General features: G+C 64.7%; 16 protein-coding genes. 13 read left to right on the top strand and 3 right to left on the bottom strand.

What is annotated here, in order from left to right:
- Positions 1-14 precede the first annotated feature (14 nt).
- From AC4D6D_RS09835 to rnr, 8 genes are all read left to right on the top strand, one after another.
- A complete protein-coding gene (locus AC4D6D_RS09835; RefSeq protein WP_491325138.1) occupies positions 15-1,643 on the top strand; it encodes an MFS transporter in 1,629 nt (542 codons plus the stop codon).
- Positions 1,633-2,682 (top strand): alanine racemase, encoded by a 1,050-nt coding sequence (alr, locus tag AC4D6D_RS09830; RefSeq protein ID WP_491325137.1) that lies wholly within the window; start codon positions 1,633-1,635, stop codon positions 2,680-2,682. Before AC4D6D_RS09835 ends, alr begins: the two co-directional genes overlap by 11 nt.
- 103 nt (positions 2,683-2,785) lie before the next feature.
- On the top strand, positions 2,786-3,346 hold the full coding sequence (gene phaR / locus AC4D6D_RS09825) for a polyhydroxyalkanoate synthesis repressor PhaR (RefSeq protein WP_147214920.1): 561 nt from the start codon (positions 2,786-2,788) through the stop codon (positions 3,344-3,346).
- Between the two features lie 101 nt (positions 3,347-3,447).
- Positions 3,448-4,986: a proline--tRNA ligase gene (proS, locus tag AC4D6D_RS09820; protein ID WP_491325136.1), complete on the top strand. Its 1,539-nt coding sequence runs from the start codon at positions 3,448-3,450 to the stop codon at positions 4,984-4,986.
- A 20-nt stretch (positions 4,987-5,006) separates the two neighbouring features.
- Positions 5,007-5,591 (top strand): DUF805 domain-containing protein, encoded by a 585-nt coding sequence (locus tag AC4D6D_RS09815; protein WP_491325135.1) that lies wholly within the window; start codon positions 5,007-5,009, stop codon positions 5,589-5,591.
- A 40-nt stretch (positions 5,592-5,631) separates the two neighbouring features.
- Entirely contained in the window at positions 5,632-6,990 is a 1,359-nt protein-coding gene (locus AC4D6D_RS09810; protein WP_491325134.1) for a M28 family peptidase, read from the top strand.
- Between the two features lie 154 nt (positions 6,991-7,144).
- On the top strand, positions 7,145-8,020 hold the full coding sequence (locus tag AC4D6D_RS09805) for a sulfite exporter TauE/SafE family protein (protein WP_147214910.1): 876 nt from the start codon (positions 7,145-7,147) through the stop codon (positions 8,018-8,020).
- Between the two features lie 72 nt (positions 8,021-8,092).
- On the top strand, positions 8,093-10,345 hold the full coding sequence (gene rnr / locus AC4D6D_RS09800; RefSeq protein WP_491325133.1) for a ribonuclease R: 2,253 nt from the start codon (positions 8,093-8,095) through the stop codon (positions 10,343-10,345).
- Between the two features lie 40 nt (positions 10,346-10,385).
- Here rnr and AC4D6D_RS09795 read toward each other — a convergent pair whose 3' ends face one another.
- Complete coding sequence (locus AC4D6D_RS09795) at positions 10,386-10,841, bottom strand: universal stress protein (RefSeq protein WP_086490535.1); 456 nt, start codon at positions 10,839-10,841, stop codon at positions 10,386-10,388.
- 165 nt (positions 10,842-11,006) lie between these two features.
- On the opposite strand from AC4D6D_RS09795, the gene AC4D6D_RS09790 reads away from it, so the two are divergent.
- Genes AC4D6D_RS09790 through lpdA form a run of 3 tightly spaced genes read left to right on the top strand, consistent with a single transcriptional unit; the run spans position 11,007 to position 14,110 of the window.
- A complete protein-coding gene (locus AC4D6D_RS09790; RefSeq protein WP_491325132.1) occupies positions 11,007-12,308 on the top strand; it encodes a pyruvate dehydrogenase complex dihydrolipoamide acetyltransferase in 1,302 nt (433 codons plus the stop codon).
- Between the two features lie 43 nt (positions 12,309-12,351).
- Complete coding sequence (locus AC4D6D_RS09785; protein ID WP_147215812.1) at positions 12,352-12,690, top strand: acyl-CoA thioesterase; 339 nt, start codon at positions 12,352-12,354, stop codon at positions 12,688-12,690.
- Between the two features lie 4 nt (positions 12,691-12,694).
- Positions 12,695-14,110, top strand: coding sequence for a dihydrolipoyl dehydrogenase (gene lpdA / locus AC4D6D_RS09780; protein WP_491325131.1), 1,416 nt, complete (start codon positions 12,695-12,697; stop codon positions 14,108-14,110).
- A 76-nt stretch (positions 14,111-14,186) separates the two neighbouring features.
- Here lpdA and AC4D6D_RS09775 read toward each other — a convergent pair whose 3' ends face one another.
- Complete coding sequence (locus AC4D6D_RS09775; protein ID WP_147214901.1) at positions 14,187-14,699, bottom strand: GNAT family N-acetyltransferase; 513 nt, start codon at positions 14,697-14,699, stop codon at positions 14,187-14,189.
- A gap of 261 nt (positions 14,700-14,960) precedes the next feature.
- Between AC4D6D_RS09775 and acs the strand changes: the two genes are divergently transcribed.
- Together acs and AC4D6D_RS09765 are read left to right on the top strand one after the other, a co-directional pair.
- Positions 14,961-16,910 carry an acetate--CoA ligase gene (acs, locus tag AC4D6D_RS09770; protein WP_491325130.1) on the top strand — a complete coding sequence of 650 codons (1,950 nt, stop codon included), beginning with the start codon at positions 14,961-14,963 and terminating at the stop codon, positions 16,908-16,910.
- Positions 16,911-17,010: 100 nt separating this feature from the next.
- Positions 17,011-18,624, top strand: coding sequence for an inorganic phosphate transporter (locus AC4D6D_RS09765; RefSeq protein WP_491325129.1), 1,614 nt, complete (start codon positions 17,011-17,013; stop codon positions 18,622-18,624).
- 3 nt (positions 18,625-18,627) lie between these two features.
- On the opposite strand, the gene AC4D6D_RS09760 is transcribed toward AC4D6D_RS09765, so the two are convergent.
- Complete coding sequence (locus AC4D6D_RS09760; protein WP_491325128.1) at positions 18,628-21,654, bottom strand: sensor histidine kinase; 3,027 nt, start codon at positions 21,652-21,654, stop codon at positions 18,628-18,630.
- Positions 21,655-21,668: the final 14 nt, after the last annotated feature.

The following is a 21,668-nucleotide window of genomic DNA, read 5'->3' as shown; positions in this document are numbered from 1 at the left end:
AGGGGGAATTTTGAATGGCAGGGGAAGCTCCGGAGCGTCCGGCAGGGCCGAGCGCATCCGACATCCGGCTGGTGATCGCCGCGTCCTCGATGGGGACGGTGTTCGAGTGGTACGACTTCTTCATCTACGGCACGTTGGCCGGGATCATCGGCAAGACCTTCTTTCCGTCCGGCAATGCCACGCTGGAGACGTTGCTGGTCTGGGCGGGCTTCGCGGTAGGCTTCGGCTTCCGCCCGCTCGGCGCGGTGCTGTTCGGCTATCTGGGGGACCGACTCGGGCGCAAGTACACCTTCCTCGTAACCGTAACCCTGATGGGCGTGGCGACGGCGGGGGTCGGCCTGGTCCCTTCGGCCGGTACGATCGGCCTCGCCGCTCCGGCCGTCATCCTGCTCCTGCGGGTGCTTCAGGGACTGGCGCTTGGCGGGGAATACGGCGGCGCGGCAATCTACGTCTCCGAACACTCGCCGCCGGGACGGCGCGGCTTCCACACCGGCTTCATCCAGGCGAGCGTCGTCGGCGGCTTCGTGCTCAGCCTGATCGTCGTGCTGGGCTGCAAGGCGGCGATGAGCGACGCCTTGTGGCAGGCCTGGGGCTGGCGCGTTCCCTTCCTGCTCAGCATCGCACTGCTCGCGATATCGCTGTGGATGCGCCTCAAGCTATCCGAAAGCCCGGTGTTCAGGGCCATGCGGGAGGAGGGGGAGGTCTCCGGAAATCCCTTCCTTGAGAGCTTCACCTATCCGGGTAATCGCAGGCGCATCTTCATCGCGCTTTTCGGAATCGCGGCGGGGCTGACGGTGATCTGGTACACCGCGATGTTCTCGGCCCTCAGCTTCCTCAAGGGAGCAATGCGCATGGAGGACACGGCGGCGGAACTGATCGTCGGCGGCGCGGCGGCGCTCGGCATGGTGTTCTTCGTGATCTTCGGCAGCCTCTCCGACCGGATTGGACGCAAGAAGCCGATCGTCTGGGGCTATGCGCTGACGCTCGCGCTCTTGTTCCCGGCATTCTGGACGATTGGAGGCCATGCCAATCCGGCCTTGTCCCGCGCCGCCGAACGGGCGCCGGTCTTCGTGGTCGGTCCGGACTGCGACTATAACCCGTTCCGTGCCGAGCAGGCGACCCGCTGCGGCGGGCTTCTGAGCGACCTTGCCGGGGCCGGCGTTTCCTATCGGCTTTCGCAGGCGCCCGAACTGGTGCTTCAGGTGGGTGGGCGCGGTCTGCCGCTGGAAAACTATCCGTGGAACGACCGCAAGGCGCGGGGTGCCCAGTTGCAGCAATGGCTTGGCGAAGCAGGCTACGATTTCACTAAAGTGCGCCCCGCCATTGGCGACGCATTGGCGATCGGTGCGACATTGTTACTGCTGATGGCATTGTCCGGTGCGACTTACGGTCCGGTGGCCGCGCTGCTTTCGGAGATGTTCCCGCCGCGCATCCGCTACAGCTCGATGTCGATCCCCTATCATATCGGCACCGGGTACTTTGGCGGTTTCCTTCCGCTGATTTCCAGCTACATGGTCGCAAACAGCGGCAATCCTTTTCAGGGCCTTTGGTATACCTGGGGCGTTGTCGCGGTTGCCCTTGCCGTCTCGCTCTGGGGGCTGCGGGGCGGCCCTCCGCGCGATTATGGTGAAGATGTCTCCTGAATTTCCTGCTTCCGCCCTCCGTCTCGCTTTCGACCGCGACGCGCTGCGTTCCAACTGGCTGGCGCTCGACCGCCTGTCGGGAAGCGCGCGCGCCGGGGCGGCGGTAAAGGCCAACGGCTATGGCCTCGGTGCGCGGCAGGTGGTTCCGGTGCTCCACGCCGCCGGATGCCACGAGTTCTTCGTCGCGCACTGGGGGGAAGCGCAGGACCTGCTCGATTGCGTCAGCCCGGCTGCGCTTTCGGTGCTGCACGGCCCGCTGACCGCGCAGGATGCCGCGTTCGCCCGCGAAACCGGCGTGACACCCGTGATCAACTCGCTCGCGCAGGCCCGGCGCTGGACCGATGCTGGCGGTGGACGCTGCCACCTCATGGTCGATACCGGCATGAACCGGCTGGGCGTCCGCCTGGAGGAACTGGGCGACGAGGCGATTGCCGCGCTCGATATCGACGTGCTGCTCTCGCACCTCGCCTCCGCCGAGGAAGAGACCGACCTCAACGCCGCGCAGTGCGCGCGCTGGCAGGAGGCGCGTGGACAAGTGCGCCATGCGCGCGCCAGCCTCGCCAACAGCGCCGGGATCGCGCTCGGCAGCGATTATCATGGTGACCTGACCCGCCCCGGTATTGCGCTCTACGGCGGTATTCCCCGCGCGGGCATGGAAGAGCACTTGCGGCAGGTGGTCCGTCCCGAAGCGGCGATCCTCCAGGTCCGCGATGTGCCCGCAGGCGAGACAATCGGTTATAACGCTACTTTCATCGCGCCGGTGCCGATGCGGGTCGGTGCGATCGCGCTGGGTTATGCGGACGGCTACTTGCGCTGCTGGTCGGGCAAGGGCCTGTTCCGTGCCAAGGGGCACGAACTGCCGGTGCTCGGCCGCGTGAGCATGGACCTCACGGTCGTCGACCTGACCCATGCGCCGGACGTGGGCGAGGGCGACTGGATCGCTGCGGACTATGCTCTTTCCGAGGCTGCCGCCACTTCCGGGCTTTCCCAATACGAACTGCTTACCCTGCTGGGAAGACGGTTCGGCCGCGAGGGGTAATCCTCCAGAGTTTTGCTGCGCAGCAATTTGTGTTGCGTTGCGACAACCCGGGGTGGTAACTTGTGCGGTACAGGCCGGAAATTAGGCAGATTGGGGATTGGCAATGGCTGAAACGGCGTCGCAGGACGACAACACGGTAATCATAAAAAAATACGCGAACCGTCGCCTCTACAATACGCGCTCGTCGAGCTACATCACGCTCGATCATCTCGCGAAGATGACCCGCGAAGGGGTCGATTACAAAGTGCTCGATGCCAAGACCGGCACCGATATCACGCATACCATCCTCACGCAGATCATCATGGAGGAAGAATCGAACGGAGAGCAGATGCTCCCGGTGAACTTCCTGCGCGAACTCATCAGCATGTACGGCAATTCGATGCAGTCGCTGGTGCCGCACTATCTGGAAGCCTCGATGGACAACTTCCGGGCCAACCAGACGAAACTGCACAAGGCTTTCGAGGACAGTCTGGGCAACAATCCGCTGGCGAAGCTGGCCGAACAGAACATGGCCATGTTCAAGGCCGCCGCCTCTGCCTTCATGCCCGGTGCCGAAAAGCCCGAAACCAAGGCGCCTCCTGCCGCCGAGAACGCCGGAGATCTTGCCGCGCTGCGCGATCAGATGGCGGAAATCCAGAAGAGGCTTGACGCGCTGGGCAAATAAGGGTCTGCGCGAGGTGCTTTCGCGGCGCGTAACACACGCCGCGACTTGCTCGGAATGCAACGGATGGTCCGTCGCATCGCTCAGTTCAGGAAGAAGCACCCGTGCCCGCCATTCGTCACGCCCTCTCCACCAAGCGCGAGGACGACTTCGCCCAGTGGTATCAGGAAGTCATTTCCGAAGCCGAAATGGCCGAAGAATCGGGTGTTCGCGGCTGCATGGTCATCAAGCCGTGGGGCTACGGCATCTGGGAACGCATCCAGCGCCTGATGGATGACCGCATCAAGGCCGCGGGCGTCACCAACTGCTACTTCCCGCTGTTCATTCCGCTGTCCTATTTCGCCAAGGAGGCCGAGCACGTCGAAGGCTTCGCCAAGGAAATGGCGGTCGTCACCCATCACCGTCTCGTCGGCGACGGCAAGGGCGGCCTCGTCCCCGATCCCGAAGCGAAGCTGGAAGAGCCGCTGATCGTCCGCCCGACTTCGGAAACGGTGATCGGTGCCGCCATGGCGCGCTGGTTGCAGTCCTGGCGCGACCTGCCGCTCATGGTCAACCAGTGGGCCAACGTCGTGCGCTGGGAAATGCGCACCCGCATGTTCCTGCGCACCAGCGAGTTTCTCTGGCAGGAGGGCCACACCGCCCACGCCGATCGCGACGACGCCATGACCGAGACGCTGCGCGCGCTCGAAATGTACCGCGACTTTGCCGAGACCGAGCTGGCCATGCCGGTGATCGCCGGTGAAAAGCCCGAGAACGAACGCTTCCCCGGCGCCGTCGCGACCTATTCGATCGAAGCGATGATGCAGGACGGCAAGGCGCTCCAGGCGGGCACCTCGCACTACCTCGGCACCGGCTTCGCCGAAGCGGCGGGCATCCAGTACCAGGACAAGGAAGGTACCCAGCAGTACGCCCATACGACCAGCTGGGGCACCTCGACCCGCATGGTCGGCGGTGTCATCATGACTCACGGCGATGACGACGGTCTGCGCGTGCCGCCGATGATCGCGCCGCACCAGATCGTGATCCTGCCGATGCTGCGCGACAACGACGAGGACGAAGCGCTGCTCGCGTACTGTGAGGAACTGCGCAAGGCGCTCGTCACCCAGTTCGCGCTGAACGAACCGCTACGCGTCCTGCTCGACAAGCGTCCGGGCAAGGCTACGCAGAAGCGCTGGGCCTGGGTCAAGAAGGGCGTTCCGCTGATCCTCGAAATCGGCGGCCGCGATGCTGCGGGCGGGCAGGTCTCGATGCTGCGCCGCGACAGGCTCTGGAACGAGGCGGCCAAGGCCAACTTCGTGGGGCTGGCCAAGGAAGACTTCGTCGCGCGCGCCGTGACCGAGATCGAGGACATCCAGACCTCGCTCTTCGCCGAAGCCAAGGGCAAGCTGGAGGCGAACATCTCCCGCGCCGGCAGTTTCGACGAACTGGCTGCCGCCTTCGCGGACGACAAGCGCTATCCGGGCTGGGTCGAAGTCGAATGGTCGCGCCCGACCGGAGCGGCGCTCGAAGCCGTCGTCCAGAAGCTGAAGGCGCTCAAGCTGACCATCCGCAACACACCGCTCACCGCACAGCCGGTCTCCGGTAACTGTGTGTTCACCGGCGATGCGGCAGTGGAACGTATCTACGTCGCGAGATCCTACTGATCTGAAAGGAGGAAGAGGGCGTGCTGGGATCGATCAAGTACAATCTGACGAACCTGCTGAACTTCAAGGGCCGCGATGCGCGGCAGACTTTCTGGTTCTACGTCCTCTTCCTCATCGTGATCCAGTACGCCGTGGGCATGGCGATCGCCATGCCGATGATGGGCAGGATCATGAAAGGCGCCTTCGTGGCCGCGCAGCAGGGCGTCTCCGGAGGAGACATGAACGCCCGCGTCATGGCACAGATGGCCGGGTACATGCGCACGTCGATGACGCTCTCGACCATCGTGTCGCTCACGGCAGGGCTGCTGCTGCTGGCCTCCTTCGCGCGGCGGCTGCACGATTCCGGCAAGCCCGGCTGGATTTCGCTGCTGACATTCCTGCTGTCGCTCACCTCCAAGGCGATCGTCTGGTCCAGAATGGACGAGATCGTCTCGACCATGCAGCGTGTCTCGGCGGACAATCTTGAGACGGCTTTCGCCATGCAATCCAGAATGGTGACCGCCAGCCTGCTCGGTTACGCGGCGATTCTGATCGTCATCATCTTCGGCGTCTGGCCATCCAATCCGGGTTCGAACCGCTACGGAGAGGCGCCCGTCCGCTTCTGAGGCCTTGCCAAGCGGGCACTCCGGCGTGACAAGCGCCTCTATGAACAAGCTTCTGGTCGCGACTGCGCTTTCCGCCACGATCCTCTCCAGTCTTCCGGCCGATGCGGCTGACTCGCCTCAAAAGCCAGTTCCCGACGAGGTGTCCGAAGCCCGCATGCGCGCGGATGTGGCCAAGCTGGTCTCGTTCGGCACTCGCCACACGCTCTCTTCCGACACGGATCCCAAGCGCGGGATCGGTGCGGCCCGTCGCTGGGCTGCCGACGAATTCCGCAAGACCGCCAAGGCCTGCGGAAACTGCCTCGAAGTGGTCATGCCCGAGGCCATGGTCAGCGGCACGCGCATCCCGGTGCCGGTGAAGATGGTCGATGTCGTCGCCATCCAGCGCGGCACCGAACGGCCCAACGAAGTCGTGATCGTGGAAGCCCATATCGACAGCCGCGTCACCGACGTCATGGACGTGAAGAGCGACGCTCCGGGCGCCAATGACGACGGTTCGGGCACCGCGCTGGTCCTCGAAGCGGCTCGTGTCCTGTCCAAGCGGAAATTCGCCACGACCATCGTCTATGCCGCGCTTTCCGGCGAGGAGCAGGGCCTCTACGGTGGCAAGCTCCTGGCCGACTACGCGAAGCAGCAGGGCTGGACGGTGAAGGCCGTGCTCAACAACGACATCGTCGGCGGCACCCACGGTTCCGACGGCCTCGTCGATGACAAGAATGTCCGCCTCTTCTCGGAAGGCCCGCGCGCCGACGCCACCGACAAGACCCGCGCCGACGCCCGCCGTTTCGGCGGCGAGAACGACAGTCCTGGGCGCAACATCTCGCGCTTCATCGCCGAACTCGCAGGCGGCGTGCGGGGCGACCTCGCGGTCCGGCAGGTCTGGCGCGCCGATCGCATGGGGCGCGGCGGCGACCAGCTGCCGTTCCTCGAACAAGGCAACCCCGCCGTGCGCTTCTCGGTCGCGATCGAGGACTACGAGCACCAGCACCAGGACCTGCGCACCGAAAACGGCATCAGATACGGTGACACCATCGACGAGATGGACTTCCCCTATCTTGCCAAGGTGACACGCCTCAACATCGCCGCGCTGGCCGCTCTCGCTGCCGCGCCGATGCCGCCGACCGCCACGGCCGATGCTGCGGTGAAGACCTGGACCGACGTGACCTGGAAGCCCATCGCAGGGGCGGCGGCCTATTCGGTCTGGCGCCGCCGCACCGATGCCCCCGAATGGGAAGCGCAGCCGATGATCGCGCGCACCACCGAGACGAGCGTCAAGCTCGACGGTCTGCGCGGAGACGACTGGATTCTCGGCGTCCGCTCGATCGCTGCGGACGGCAGCGTTTCCCCCATCGCCGCTGCCGTACCGGGCGGAGGGTTTACTCCGCTTGCCCAGTTGCCCTAATCCCGCAGATGATCGAGTTCTACCGGTCGAAGGCCTGCCCTGCGCGAGACTTGCTGGCACGGGGCCAAGTAAATGTTTGTTGTCGGACCGGCGCCCGTCGTGACAGGCCCCGCTGCGACAGGAGAAGCGCGATTTCGAGTAATGGTGGGCAATCATGGCACTGACGCAGCATTTCGATTTCCTGCACGTGATTGCGGGCATGCTCGTCGGCGTGCTCGTGGGGCTTACTGGCGTGGGCGGCGGTTCGCTGATGACGCCGCTGCTGGTGCTGCTTTTCGGCGTTAGTCCGCAGACAGCGGTCGGAACCGACCTGCTGTTCGCCGCGATGACCAAAATCGCCGGTTCGGCGGTTCACGGCAAGCGCGAGACGGTGGACTGGCGGATCGTGCGCCGGATGGCCTGCGGCAGCGTTCCGGCGGCGATCCTGACGCTCGGGTTCCTGTCGTGGTTCGGCAAGATCGGCAATTCCACCGAGCACCTTATCATGACTTCGCTCGCCGTACTGCTGGGCGTCACGGCTATCGCGGTGATCTGCCGCAAATGGCTGCTAAGGCTTGCGCATGACATCGATCCGGCCCGCCCGCGTTCGCGGGTGCTGGCAGGAACGGTGCTATTGGGCGCGGCAATCGGCGTCGCGGTCTCGATCTCCTCGGTGGGGGCAGGGGCCATCGGCATGACCGTGCTGCTGGTGCTCTATCCCAAGCTCCCCGTCGCCCGTGTTGTCGGCTCCGACATCGCCCATGCCGTACCGCTGGCCCTGATTGCCGGGTTCGGCCACTGGATCATCGGCGATGTCGATTTCGCGCTTCTGGCCGTCTTGCTGATCGGCTCGATTCCGGGGGTGGTGATCGGTAGCTATCTGTCGTCGCACGCTTCCGACCGCATTCTTCAGCCTCTGCTGGCCTGCGTGCTGGCGGTGTCGTCCTGGCAACTCTTCCTCAAGGCCAATGCCGGGGAGAAGCATGCGCCTGCGCCGACCACCGCGCAGTCGGTATCGATTGCCGGTGAAGCGGCGGCAAAACAGCCCTGACGTCGACCGGGAATGGTGCCGCCTCTCGCGGCACCATTGCATTGACGGCCATTCCGGCGCATGGCGGGAACCATGCCTCCCAAGAACCGGCCCGCACCTGGCCTGCCGTCGCGCAAGCAGATCCTCGACCTCATCCAGAACTCGGCCGACCCCATCGGCAAGCGCGAGATCGCGCGCGAATTCGCCCTGAAGGGGCATGAGAAGATCCAGCTGAAAGCGCTGCTCAAGGACATGGCCGAGGAAGGCCTGATCGACGGCAAGCGCACCGCCTTCCACCGCATGGGCGGCCTGCCCAAGGTCACCGTGCTGCGCGTGGTCGAAGTGGACGAGGGCGAGCCGGTCGCCATCCCCGATACCTGGACACCGGACGACGCCACCCCGCCGCCGCGCATCCGCCTGATCGAGAAAGGCCGTTCGGCGCTGCGCAAGGGCGACCGCGTGCTGGCGCGTACCGAGGAAACCGCCACCGGATGGCGCGCCTATCCGATGAAGAAGCTGATGCTGCGGTCCGAACAGATGCTCGGCGTCGTCGAGATCGACGGTGCGGGCAAGCCGTGGCTGGCGCCGGTTGACAAGCGCATCCGCAATTCCTCGCCGATTTCCGATCTCGGCGGTGCCGAGAAGGGCGAACTGGTGCTGGCCGAGCCGATCGGCCGCTCCGCGCGCCCCTCGGTCAAGGTCACCGAAGTGCTCGGTGAGCCGCTGGCGCCCAAGGCCTTCAGCCTGATCGCGATCCACAAGCACGGCATTCCCAACCACTTCGACGGCGAGACCATCGCCGAGGCCGAGGCTTCGGCGAAGATGCCGCTCAGCCGCGAGAAGCGCGAGGACCTGCGTCATCTTCCCATCGTCGCGATCGACCCTTCCGACGCGCGCGACCATGACGACGCCATCTGGGCCACGCCGAACGAGCAGGGCGGTTTCGACGCCCTCGTCGCGATTGCCGACGTCTCGTTCTACGTCCGCCCCGGCGGCCATATCGACCGCGAGGCCCGCAAGCGCGGCAACTCGGTCTACTTCCCCGACCGCGTCGTGCCGATGCTGCCGGAAGTGCTCAGCGCCGACGTCTGTTCGCTGCGTTCCGGCGAGGACCGCGCGGCGATGGCCTGCCACATGAAGATCGACGGGCAGGGCAAAGTCACCGAATGGCGCTTCACCCGCGCCCTCGTCCGGATCGACGAAGTCATCGCCTACGAAGAAGCGCAGGCCCGCATCGACGAGGAGCGGGCACCGCAGCATCTCCAGGACCTCTGGGCCTGCTGGAAGCTGCTGGCCGCTGCCCGCGCGGCGCGCGATCCGCTGGAGCTGGAGCTGCCGGAACGCCGGGTAAAGCTCGACGAGCAGGGGCGCATCACCGAAATCGCCATCCGCGAACGGTTCGACGCGCACCGCGTGGTCGAAGACTTCATGATCGCCGCCAATGTCGCTGCCGCCAAGGCCCTCGAAGCCAAAGTCGCGCCGGTGGTCTACCGCGTCCACGAGACCCCGAGCCGCGAGAAGCTGACCGCGCTCAAGGACTATCTCGCCACCTTCGGGCGCAAGCTGGCGCTGGGGCAGGTCATCACGCCGGGCCTGTTCAACCGCATGCTCAAGGACATCGCCGACGAGAGCGAGAAGGCGCTCATCATGGAAGCGGTACTGCGCAGCCAGACCCAGGCCTATTACGGGCCGCGCAACGAAGGCCACTTCGGCCTCGCGCTGGGTTCCTACGCCCACTTCACCTCGCCGATCCGCCGTTATGCCGACCTTCTGGTCCACCGTGCCCTGGTCGATGCCTATGGGCTGGAGCAGCCGAAGCCGGAGGGCGATATCCCTGCGTCTTCGGGCCTTTCCGAACGCGACCGAGACGATCTCGGCCGCGTCAGCGAAGCGATCAGCAATGCCGAGCGCCGCGCCATGGAGGCCGAGCGCGAGACCATCGACCGCTATGTCGCCGCCTGGCTCTCGGGCCGCGTGGGCCAAGTCTTCGACACCCGCATCACCGGAGTGCAGAAGTTCGGCTTCTTCGCCACGATCATCGGTCTGGGCGGTGACGGGCTCGTCCCGGTCTCGACCCTGGGTGACGAGCGTTTCGCCTATGACGAGAAGGCACAAGTCCTCGAAGGCGAGAGCACCGGCACCACCTTCGCGATGGGCCAGATCCTGTGCTTGCGTCTGGCCGAGGCCAATCCGCTTACCGGCGCGCTGAAGTTCGAGCTGGAAGAAGGTGGCGGCCGCATCGAGCAGCGCGGCAAGCCCGTTCCCCTCAAGAAGAAGGGCAAGCACTTCGTCTCGCCGCGCGGACGTCCGGGGAATATCCGGCATCAGGGGCGCAAGAAGAAGTAAGATTCCGGGTCATCCCGGACCCGATCCAGGATGACGTTTTTTAGCTCAGTCGCTCGATCGCCTCGGCATCGAGCGTCCCCGGAATCACGAAGACCGGGCAGGGCATCTGACCCAGTCCTGCCCCCGTGAAGTGCGTGACCAGCGGTCCCGGCCCACCTTCCTTCGCCGCGCCGAGCACGAGTGCGGAAACCTCGCCGTGCTCCTTCAGATACTCGCGTACGATCTTGATGTCCTCTCCCATGCGAACGGAGATGACCGGCATCTTAGCGCCTTGTGATAAAAGGTTTCCGGCCGCTGCCGTCACCAGCGTCTCGGCGCGGGCGCGGGCCTCTTCCTCGATGGTCGCCTGGACCCCTCCGAAAGCGTTGAAAGGCTGGGGCGGAACCACGGCGAGAAGATGCAGCGCACCATCGGTCTTCGCGGCGCGACGCGCGGCGAACTGCAGCGCGACCAGCGCTTCTTCCGTTTCGTCGACGATGACCAGGTAAATGCGCATGGGTTTCCTCTCGAAGCGGCTTATCGGGCTATTCAGGACGGGGTGCAAGCCATCACGAATGCGAAAAAAGGATCGCGAAGGCGCTTGTGTGCGCGCGACAACTTGTCCAAGGAAAGGCGGACCCCGCATACCTCCCCAAGGAAAACAAGGGACACACAAGCTTCCATGCCCATCGACATCAAGATGCCCGCCCTGTCCCCCACAATGGAAGAGGGAAAACTGGCAAAATGGCTGGTTAAGGAAGGCGACACCGTCAGCTCCGGCGACATCATGGCCGAAATCGAGACCGACAAGGCCACCATGGAGTTCGAAGCCGTCGACGAAGGCGTCATCGGCAAGATCCTCGTGGCCGAGGGCACCGATGGCGTGAAGGTCGGCACAGTGATCGCCGTCCTCGCCGGTGAAGGCGAAGACGCCAGCGCCGTTTCCGCCGCGCCTGCCGCCGCACCCGCCAAGACCGAAGCACCCAAGGCTGCCGAAGCCGCTCCGGCTCCCGCAGCAGCGCCTGCGCCTGCCGCTACTGCCTCCGCTTCCAAGGAAGGCCGCGTTGCCGCATCACCGCTCGCCAAGCGCATCGCCGCCGACAAGGGCGTCGACCTTGCCACCGTGAAGGGTTCCGGCCCCAACGGCCGCATCGTCAAGGCCGACGTCGAAGGCGCGCAAGGCGGTGCTGCCAAGCCCGCTGCTGCTCCGGCAGCCGCCCCCGTCGCGACCGAAGCCAAGGCTCCGGCCGTCGACATGGCGCCGGAAACCCGCGCGCTGCTCGACGACCGCGTCCCGCATTCGGTCGAGAAGCTCTCGGGCATGCGCAAGACGATCGCCAAGCGCCTCACCCAGTCCAAGCAGGAAGCGCCGCACATCTACCTCTCGGTCGATGTGAACCTCGACAAGCTGCTCGCCCTGCGCGGCGAGATCAACTCCATGCTCGAAAAGCAGGGCGTCAAGGTCTCGGTCAACGACATGCTCGTGAAGGCCCTCGGCCGTGCCCTGGTGGACGTGCCGGAGTGCAACGTGACTTTCGCCGGCAACGAACTGATCAAGTACGCCCGCGCCGACGTTTCGGTTGCTGTCTCGATCCCGGGCGGCCTGATCACCCCGATCGTCACCGACGCCAGCGGCAAGTCGTTCTCGCAGATCGCCAAGGACATGAAGGACCTCGGCAAGCGGGCGCGTGAAGGCAAACTCCAGCCCACCGAGTATCAGGGCGGCACCGCCTCGATCTCGAACATGGGCATGATGGGCATCAAGCAGTTCTCGGCCGTCATCAACCCGCCGCAGTCGACCATCATGGCGATCGGTGCGGGCGACAAGCGTCCCTGGGTGCTGCCCGACGGCACGCTCGGCGTGGCGACCGTCATGACCGCAACCGGCAGCTTCGACCACCGCGCGGTGGACGGCGCCGACGGCGCGCGCCTGATGGCCGCTTTCCGCGAATACGTGGAAACGCCGCTCAGCATGGTCGCCTGAAGTGACCGAAGCACGACGTGACCCGGTGATCCGGGTCACGGCCATGCCGGCCGACGCCAATGCCTACGGAGACATCTTCGGCGGCTGGCTGATGAGCCAGATGGACATGGGTGCCGGCCTGATCGCCGCCCGTCGCTCGCGCGGTCGCGCGGTGACGGTGGCGATGGACGGCATGCAGTTCCACCTGCCCGTAAAGGTAGGTGACGAGGTCTCGGTCTACGGCGAGATCCAGCGCGTGGGCCGCACGTCGCTGACCATCGCCATCGAAGCCTGGCGCCGCCACCGGCACGAAGAGGAAGAAGTGAAGGTGACACAGGCCGTGTTCACCTTCGTCGCGGTGAACGAATTCGGTCAACCGCGCGCCATCGATCAGGAGAAGTAAGACAGTGGCTGATACCTACGACGTCATCGTCCTCGGTTCGGGCCCCGGCGGCTATGTCGCGGCCATCCGTGCCGCCCAGCTGGGCCTGAAGACCGCCATCGTCGAGCGCGAGCTGCTCGGCGGCATCTGCCTCAACTGGGGTTGCATCCCGACCAAGGCGCTGCTGCGCTCGGCCGAGGTGTTCCACCAGATGCAGCATGCCAAGAATTACGGCCTGGCCGCGGACAACATCACCGCCGACCTTGCCGCCATCGTCAAGCGTTCGCGCGGCGTTGCAGCCCAGCTCAACGCAGGTGTCACGCACCTGATGAAGAAGAACAAGATCACCGTCCACATGGGCACCGGCAAGCTGGTGGCCAAGGGCAAGCTGGCGCTGACCGACAAGGACGGCAAGACCACCGAACTTTCCGCGAAGCACATCATCGTCGCCACCGGCGCGCGTGCCCGCGAGCTTCCCTTCGCCAAGGCGGACGGCAAGCGCATCTGGACCTATCGCCACGCGATGACCCCGTCCGAGATGCCGACGAAACTGCTGGTCATGGGCTCGGGCGCCATCGGCATCGAGTTCGCCAGCTTCTACAACGACATGGGCGTTGACGTCACCGTCGTCGAGATGCTCGACCGGATCGTTCCCGTCGAGGACAAGGACGTCTCGGCCTTCCTCGAAAAGGCCCTCACCAAGCAGGGCATGAAGATCCTGACCGGCGCCGGCGTCGAGGCGATCACCGCCACCGACAAGGGCGTGAAGGCCAAGATCAAGGGCAAGGACGGCAAGGTCGTCGAGCACGACTTCAGCCATGTCATCTCGGCCGTGGGCATCGTGCCCAACACCGAGGAAATCGGTCTGGAAGCGCTCGGCATCAAGGCCGACCGCGGTTTCATCCAGATCGACGACTACGGCCGCACCAATGCCGCTGGCATCTGGGCCATCGGCGACTGCACGCCCGGACCCTGGCTCGCCCACAAGGCCAGCCACGAAGGCGTCACCGCCGCCGAATCGATCGCCAAGGAGCTCGGCAACAAGGACGTGCACCCGCACGGCCTCGACCGGAACAACATTCCGGGCTGCACCTACTGCCATCCGCAGATCGCTTCGGTCGGCATGACCGAGGAGAAGGCCAAGGAAGCGGGCTATACCGTCAAGGCCGGGACCTTCCCGTTCATCGGCAACGGCAAGGCGATCGCTCTGGGCGAGCCGGAAGGCTTCGTGAAGACCGTGTTCGACGCCAAGACGGGCGAGCTGCTCGGTGCCCACATGATCGGCGCGGAAGTGACCGAGATGATCCAGGGCTACGTCGTCGGCAAGACGCTGGAGACCACCGAGGCGGAACTGATGCAGACCGTGTTCCCGCATCCGACGATCTCGGAAGCGATGCACGAATCGGTACTGGCCGCTTACGGACGCGCGATCCACATCTGAGCCGCGATCAGGCGTACGAAAGAGAAGGGCGGGTCCTTGCGGGCCCGCCCTTTTTTGTGTGCGCGTGTCGAAACCGTCAGTCGTAGGATTTCGCCAGCAGAACCAGCGTGGGGTCGCCGAAGAATGGTTCGGGGATGAAGCCCTTGTCGCGCTCCACTTCGATGGCAGCGCTGTTCTCTCGGCTCTCGATCGCGATCACCCGCTTGCAGCCCCGCTGCTTCGCCTGCTTGCCGAGGAAGTCGAGCATGGCCCAGCCGACGCCCTGACCCTTGTGGTCTGCGCGCACTGAGATCGCCACTTCCCCGGTATCGCCCTCATCGTCGTAGGCCAGCACGCCGGAAGCGATGATCTCTCCGCGATCCGAAAAGCCCAGCCACGATTCGGTCTGGTAGTGGTCGGCCTTGACGATCGGCGCGATCTGCTGCGCACTCACCCGGTCTGCCGCCGCGAAAAAGCGGAAGCGGCGGTCGTCGTCGGTCACCTGTTCGAAGAACTGCGTGAGAGCCGCAGCGTCGCTTTCCCGGGCCGGGCGAACGTCGAGCGCGATGCCCGAGCGGGTGGGCAGCGTGATGGCGTCATTCAGGGACATGGATCGAGACTCCGCTGATTCTTAGGTGTCGGATTCATAAGCCTTTCCAGCAGCAAAGCCTTGATCGAGATCATCGACACCGCCCGCTGGAGGCGCTGAGGCTAACACAGCCCACAGCTTATGTCCCGCTGCCGAGACAAGTCGCCGGAAGACAGTGGCGCTTGGCGATTCATCGGTTAATGTGGCGGAGAAACGGCGGCTCCCAAGCCCGCCGGGAACGAAGTCTGCCGGAGAGGATACCGGCAAGAGGAGAAGGACATCATGGCCGAGGCCATCTATCCCGTGCCCACCGAGTGGGCTAAAAACGCCCTGATCGACGAGGCGCGTTACCAGGACATGTACGCCCGTTCCTTGGAAGACCCCGATGGGTTCTGGAGCGAGGAAGCGCAGCGGATCGACTGGATCAAACCGTTCAGCGTGGTCAAGCAGACCAGCTTCCACGAAGCCGACTTCGGCATCTCGTGGTTCACCGACGGCACGCTCAATCTCTCGGCGAACTGCCTCGACCGTCATCTTGCCGAGCGCGGCGATGCCGTTGCGATTCTCTGGGAACCGGACGATCCGAAGAACCCGGAGCGCCGGATCACTTACCGCGAACTCCACGAATCCGTCTGCCGCTTCGCCAACCTGCTCAAGGCCAGGGGCGTTAAGCGCGGCGAGCGGGTGACGATCTACCTGCCGATGGTGCCCGAAGCCGCCGTCGCCATGCTCGCCTGCGCCCGGATCGGCGCAATCCACTCGATCGTCTTCGCCGGCTTCTCTCCCGACGCGCTCGGCGGCCGCATCCAGGATTGCGACAGCCGCATCGTCCTCACCTCGGACGAAGGCCTGCGCGGCGGTAAGAAGATCGCGCTCAAGGCCAATGTCGATGAGGCGCTCAAGGCCTGTCCGGGCGTCGATACCGTCATCGTGCTGAGCCATACCGGCGCCGATGTGCCGATGGTCGAGGGCCGCGACATCGACTGGGCCTTGGCCGTGGCCGGGCAGTCCGCCGATTGCCCGCCCGAGGAAATGAACGCGGAGGACCCACTGTTCATTCTCTACACCTCAGGTTCGACCGGCAAGCCCAAGGGCGTGCTTCACACGACCGGGGGCTATTCAGTCTGGGCCTCGATGACCCACGAATACGTCTTCGATTATCGCCCCGGCCAGGTCTACTGGTGCGCGGCGGACATCGGTTGGGTCACCGGCCACTCCTACGTCGTCTACGGTCCGCTGATGAACGGCGCGACCACGGTGATGTTCGAGGGCGTGCCCAACTTCCCCGATCCGAGCCGCTTCTGGCAGGTGGTCGACAAGTTCCAGATCGAGATCTTCTACGGTGCGCCGACCGCGCTGCGCGCGCTGATGCGCGAGGGCGACGACTGGGTGAAGAAGACTTCGCGCCAGAGCCTGCGCCTGCTCGGCTCGGTGGGCGAGCCGATCAATCCAGAGGCCTGGTCGTGGTATCACGAAGTCGTGGGCGAGGGGCGCTGCCCGATCGTCGACACCTGGTGGCAGACCGAGACCGGCGGCGCCATGATCACTCCGCTGCCCGGCGCCACCGCGCTCAAACCTGGTTCTGCCAGCAAGCCGCTGTTCGGGGTGAAGCCGATGCTGCTCGACAACGACGGTAAGGTGCTGGAGGGAGCCGCCGACGGCTGTCTCGTCATTGCCGATAGCTGGCCCGGCCAGATGCGCACCGTCTGGGGCGATCACGAGCGCTTCTTCCAGACGTATTTCACGACTTTCCCCGGCACCTACTTCACCGGCGACGGTTGCCGCCGCGACGAGGACGGTTACTTCTGGATCACCGGCCGCATCGACGACGTCATCAACGTCTCGGGCCACCGCATGGGCACGGCGGAAGTCGAATCCGCGCTCGTGGCCCATCCCGCCGTGGCCGAAGCGGCGGTCGTGGGCATGCCGCATGAGATCAAGGGGCAGGGCATCTACGCCTTCGTCACTTGCAATGCCGAAGTCGAGCCGGACGAGGATCTCCGCCGCGAACTCATCAAGTGGGTCCGCCACGAGATTGGCCCGATCGCCACGCCCGATGTGATCCAGTTCGCACCCAGCCTGCCGAAGACCCGCTCGGGCAAGATCATGCGCCGCATCCTGCGCAAGATCGGCGAGAACGACTTTTCGAATCTCGGCGATATCTCGACGCTTGCCGATCCCTCGGTGGTCGACAATCTGATTGCAGGCCGTCCGCAACCCGCGGCCGCCTGACGCCCATCCTGCGGCGACAGCGCGCGTTTGCGCCTGTCGTCGCAGCATTTATGTCATCGAACGACCGTAAGGTTTCCGTCTCGTAAACTGAGGCGAAACCATGAATGCAACGCTTGCGGCCCCGGATGGCAGGGCCAGTACCCGACCGGAACTCGACAAGGGGCTGGGCGCCGCAGGCCGGATCGGCTTCGGCGCGGCGATCGCCGCCGCGCTGTTCTATGTCGGTTACAGCGTCTATTCGGACGCGGCGGCGGTCGGGGTCGAGCCCACCACTTACCTGCCGTTCCTGCTGCTGTTCGTCGCCTTGCTGATCGCGCTCGGCTTCGAGTTCGTGAACGGCTTCCACGATACCGCCAATGCCGTGGCAACGGTGATCTACACCAATGCCATGCCCGCCAACGTGGCAGTTGTCTGGTCCGGGTTCTTCAACTTCCTGGGCGTTCTCGTCTCCACCGGTGCGGTGGCTTTCGGAATCGTCTCGCTGCTGCCGGTAGAACTGATCCTGCAAGTGGGATCGAATTCAGGCTATGCGATGGTCTTCGCGCTCCTGCTGGCGGCGATCCTCTGGAACCTCGCCACCTGGTGGCTGGGCATTCCCTCCTCCAGTTCGCACACGCTGATCGGATCGATCATCGGCGTCGGCGTGGCCAATGCGCTGATGCACGGGAAGGGCGGCACGGCGGGGGTGGACTGGAGCAAGGCGGCCGAGATCGGACAGGCCCTGCTATTTTCGCCACTGATCGGCTTCGGCGTCGCCGCACTGCTGTTTCTTGCCATGCGCGTACTGGTCCGCAAGAAGGAACTCTACGAGGAACCCAAGGACGGTGCTCCGCCGCCGCTGTGGATTCGCGCCCTGCTGATCTTTACCTGCACCGGCGTCAGCTTCGCCCACGGCTCGAACGACGGTCAGAAGGGCATGGGCCTCATCATGCTGATCCTGATCGGCACCGTCCCCACAGCCTATGCACTCAACCGCGCGGTTCCCGAGCGCTATATGGCCGAGTTCCACAGCCGCTCCATCGCGGCGGAAGCGGCGCTGGAAAGCGGCACCGGGCGAAGCGACATGAGTGCGGTGGAAGCACGCCGGAAGGTGACCGCCTATATCGCCGACAAAAGCTTCGTCCCGGAAACGCTCCCGGCTCTGGCGGTCCTGGTTCATGACGTCGACCAGCAGGTCATGGCCTATGGCTCGCTGGCAAAAGTGCCCGCAGCCGCCGTCAGCAATATCCGTAATGACATGTACCTCGCCTCCGAGGCGATCAAGGGATTGGGCAAGCAGAAGCCGGCAGCGCTCTCGGAAACCGCGCAGGATCGCCTCGCCACTTACAAGACCTCGCTCGATGCGGGCACACGCTTCATCCCGACCTGGGTGAAGATCGCCGTGGCCTTCGCGCTCGGCCTCGGCACGATGGTCGGATGGCGCCGTATCGTCGTGACGGTGGGTGAGAAGATCGGCAAGACCCACCTGACTTATGCGCAGGGCGCTGCGGCCGAACTCGTGGCGATGGGGACGATTCTCGGCGCCGACCACCTCGGCCTGCCGGTCTCCACCACCCATGTCCTTTCGTCTGGCGTTGCAGGCACGATGGCGGCGAACCGGTCGGGCCTGCAGATGAGCACGATCCGCAACCTGCTGATGGCCTGGGTCCTGACCCTGCCGGTCTCGATCGTGATGGCGGGCGCGCTCTACATGGTCTTCGCGCAAGTTTTCTGACCGTCAGGATCGCAGCAGGCTCCTGACGGTCTGCCAAAGACGCGATAGCGGTCCGGTCGCGTCCTGAAACGCGGAAGCTGCGGGAATGACGAGGGTGACTTCCGTGCCGCCATACGGGCCGCGATCGAGAAGCATCTGGCCTTTGAGCTTTTTCGCGCGCTCCTGCATGCCGATCAGGCCGAAGTGGCCGGGCTTGCGACCCGCCTGGATCACCGCATGGTCGATCCCCACGCCATTGTCGATGAACGAGATCGTGAGCGTGGTCTGGAGATAGTTGACGAGGATATCGACGCGGCTGGCTTTGGCATGACGCGAAATGTTGAAAAGGGCTTCCGTGGCGATCCTCGCGATTTCCTCGGAAACGGCAGGGCTCAGGGACCTAGCCACGCCATAGCTGACGATGTTCAACTCGACGTTGCCGGTCAGGCCGGTTTGGCCGGCAATGATCCGCAAGCACCCTTCGAGCGTGTCGGTTTCCCTATGCGCGCGCAAGTTGTACACGCGGTCGCGTCCTTCGGCGATGACAGCTTCGGCATGTTCGATCACACCGTCGAGGCGATCGGAACCGGCGCCGCCGGAACGGAGCGATGCCGCTGCGAGACGGAAGTCCAGAAGCAGGGCCTGTACCGACTGGAGAAGCGTGTCATGGAGTTCGCGGGCGATCCGTTCACGCTCGTCGTGACGTTCGGCCAGGCGGGAACCGATGCTTTTGCTGACGGCGGCGATGCGCAACCGGTATCCCAGATACAGCAGTGCGAAGAATGCCGCCCCACACAGCAGCTTGAAATACCAGCTTTCCAGGAAAGTCGGCCGGATCTCGAAGGAAAGCGAGCGGGTGGCGGTACCGCCGCCATCGCCGGTCGCGGTAACGACGAAACGGTATTTGCCGGGTCCGAGATTCGCGTATCCAGCCGTCCTTCGCTGGCCCGCATCGATCCAATCGGTATCCACATTCTCCAGGCGATAACGGATGCGGACAAGGTCCGGGCGCAGGGTTCCCGTCGCCGAAAAAGCAAGACGGACCGAGCGCGTACCGGCTGCGAGCGTGACCGATCGCGGGTCCCGGAAAGTCTCGCCGTCCGTGGTCAGAAGGCGGAAAACCACATTCGGCGGGGCACGATTCCCGGCGATCGAGCGAGGGTCTACGCTCGCCAGACCGGCCGTGCGCACGACCCAGATCCGGCCGTCGCCGTCCAGCGCGCTCTTCTGCCCGACCGGCCCGAGACGCTGCGAAGTTCCGGCAAGACCGTCGCGCCCATCGAAGAGACGACGCGGCAGCAGTCTGTCGGAATTCCCGAACGCTGCTTGCAGGTCGGACGAGCGCACTCTGGACAAGCCGTCGAAACTGCTGAACCACACTTCCCCTTCGGGTGTCTCGACCAGCGTCGTCACCCGCCGCGTCCAGGGCGCGGAAAGAGGATCGAGCCGCACTGCATGGCCCTGTGCAAGCCGGATCAGACCGGCCGCCGTAAAGGCCACGAAGCCGCCAAGTCCCGGAGAAACGCCGTTGATCTGCGCGCCTTCGAGCGAGGGAAGGCGGTAGATCAGCTTGCGGTTTCCAGAGAACACGACGACCGTCTCGTCATCGAGTGGAACGGCCACTTCGCCGCGGGCATTCGCCGAAATCCCAAGCAAGCCGCCTTTGTTTCGGGCTTCCAGATCGGGAAGTTCGCGCAGCTTCCCCCCTGCGTATCGCCAGGTGCTTCCATCGTAGCCTCTGAGCCAGATATTTCCGGCAGCATCGAGCGCGCAGGCGCTTGGCGCCATGGGAGCCGGCATAAGGTATCTGAGGCGGCCCTTCGCGGAGAGCGAATAGACCTTGCGACGCTGGGCAAGCACGATCTCGCCTGCCTTGCCCGAACAGAAGATCGGATCCTCGGCAAGATCGAGCACATGCCGGGCCGGCGCTCCGTGCTGCAACCGGTAAAGTTTACCGTGCGAAGCCGCGTAGACGCTTCCATCCTTCGAGCTGACAAGTTGAACGCCGCCGACATTGTCGCCGGCCACTGTCGGCTCCATCGAAATGTCGGCCAATCGGAACCGAAGCAGGCCCCGACTTTCGGCAAACCATACCGTGCCCTGTGCATCGGTGTAATTGGCTCTCACGCCGTCCGTCTCTGCCGTGCCGGGCCAGCGGTATGTTTCGATCGCGCCGCCGGACCGTGCCTGAGCGAGATTCAGACGGCTCGAAACGGACGAACTCCAGGAGCCGTTCCATACTCCTCCGTGATCGTCGAACGACAAGAAGCGCATTCCGATGCTCTTTGGGAGAGGGTATACCGGTCCAAGCGGCTTGAGGCCTGATCCGGCAATGCCGTAGCTTCGTAGCCAATCGCGGTCGGAGACCCAGAGCTGGCCGCTGCGATCGACGTTGAGCCGCGCGAACTGGTAAGAGCCTTCGAGAACCCTGAACCTGCTACTGCCGGGCGCCAGGCGGGCTATTCGCGACTTGCGTTGCTCGAAATCCAGAACCGGTGCGAGGATCGAACCGTCGCGCGTCGCGACCAGGCCGAGCGTGAAACCGGGCGGCAGGCCGAGCAGATCCTCGACCTGCTGCCATTTGCGATCCTTCCAACGCCATAGGCGCCCCGATAGTCCGCCCCATTCCGCGTAGATCGCGCCGTCCGGGCCCTCCAGGATGTTGGTTACGATCAGCGGCGGCCGGGATAGCTTCATATCCTCTACACGGCCGCCGACATAGCGGGAAACGCCTGCGCTCTGCGCAAAGCCGATCCACAACTCTCCTTTGCGGCTGACGAACAGCGAAGAAACCCCGAAAGGACTGGTCCCCTTGATGTCGGGACCAGTCAGATGCTCGAAGGACATGCCGTCGAACCGCCAGAGGCCATCTTCCGCCCCCAGCCACAGAAGGCCGTCCGGCGTCTGCGTTATGGCATTGATGAGCGAGGGCGCGCCTTCTTCCGTACTCCAGAAGTCCTGATGGAAACGCCCCAGAGTGACTTCATCGCGGAGACCGGCATGTTTGGCTGGACCCTCGGCAGGGTTTTGGGCAAGGGTAGTCCCTCCCACAAAAGTGCCGAGGG

The organism is Novosphingobium sp. BF6, assembly GCF_058273105.1.
This window is presented reverse-complemented; position numbering and strand designations above follow the sequence as displayed.

Bases quoted from the DNA above. Each gene is read 5' to 3' on its own strand.
- rnr (WP_491325133.1), top strand. From the start codon at position 8,093: ATGCCTCCCAAGAACCGGCCCGCACCTGGCCTGCCGTCGCGCAAGCAG.
- AC4D6D_RS09775 (WP_147214901.1), bottom strand. From the start codon at position 14,699: ATGTCCCTGAATGACGCCATCACGCTGCCCACCCGCTCGGGCATCGCG.
- phaR (WP_147214920.1), top strand. From the start codon at position 2,786: ATGGCTGAAACGGCGTCGCAGGACGACAACACGGTAATCATAAAAAAA.
- alr (WP_491325137.1), top strand. From the start codon at position 1,633: ATGTCTCCTGAATTTCCTGCTTCCGCCCTCCGTCTCGCTTTCGACCGC.
- AC4D6D_RS09805 (WP_147214910.1), top strand. From the start codon at position 7,145: ATGGCACTGACGCAGCATTTCGATTTCCTGCACGTGATTGCGGGCATG.
- AC4D6D_RS09810 (WP_491325134.1), top strand. From the start codon at position 5,632: ATGAACAAGCTTCTGGTCGCGACTGCGCTTTCCGCCACGATCCTCTCC.
- acs (WP_491325130.1), top strand. From the start codon at position 14,961: ATGGCCGAGGCCATCTATCCCGTGCCCACCGAGTGGGCTAAAAACGCC.
- AC4D6D_RS09835 (WP_491325138.1), top strand. From the start codon at position 15: ATGGCAGGGGAAGCTCCGGAGCGTCCGGCAGGGCCGAGCGCATCCGAC.
- AC4D6D_RS09790 (WP_491325132.1), top strand. From the start codon at position 11,007: ATGCCCATCGACATCAAGATGCCCGCCCTGTCCCCCACAATGGAAGAG.
- AC4D6D_RS09785 (WP_147215812.1), top strand. From the start codon at position 12,352: ATGCCGGCCGACGCCAATGCCTACGGAGACATCTTCGGCGGCTGGCTG.
- AC4D6D_RS09795 (WP_086490535.1), bottom strand. From the start codon at position 10,841: ATGCGCATTTACCTGGTCATCGTCGACGAAACGGAAGAAGCGCTGGTC.
- AC4D6D_RS09765 (WP_491325129.1), top strand. From the start codon at position 17,011: ATGAATGCAACGCTTGCGGCCCCGGATGGCAGGGCCAGTACCCGACCG.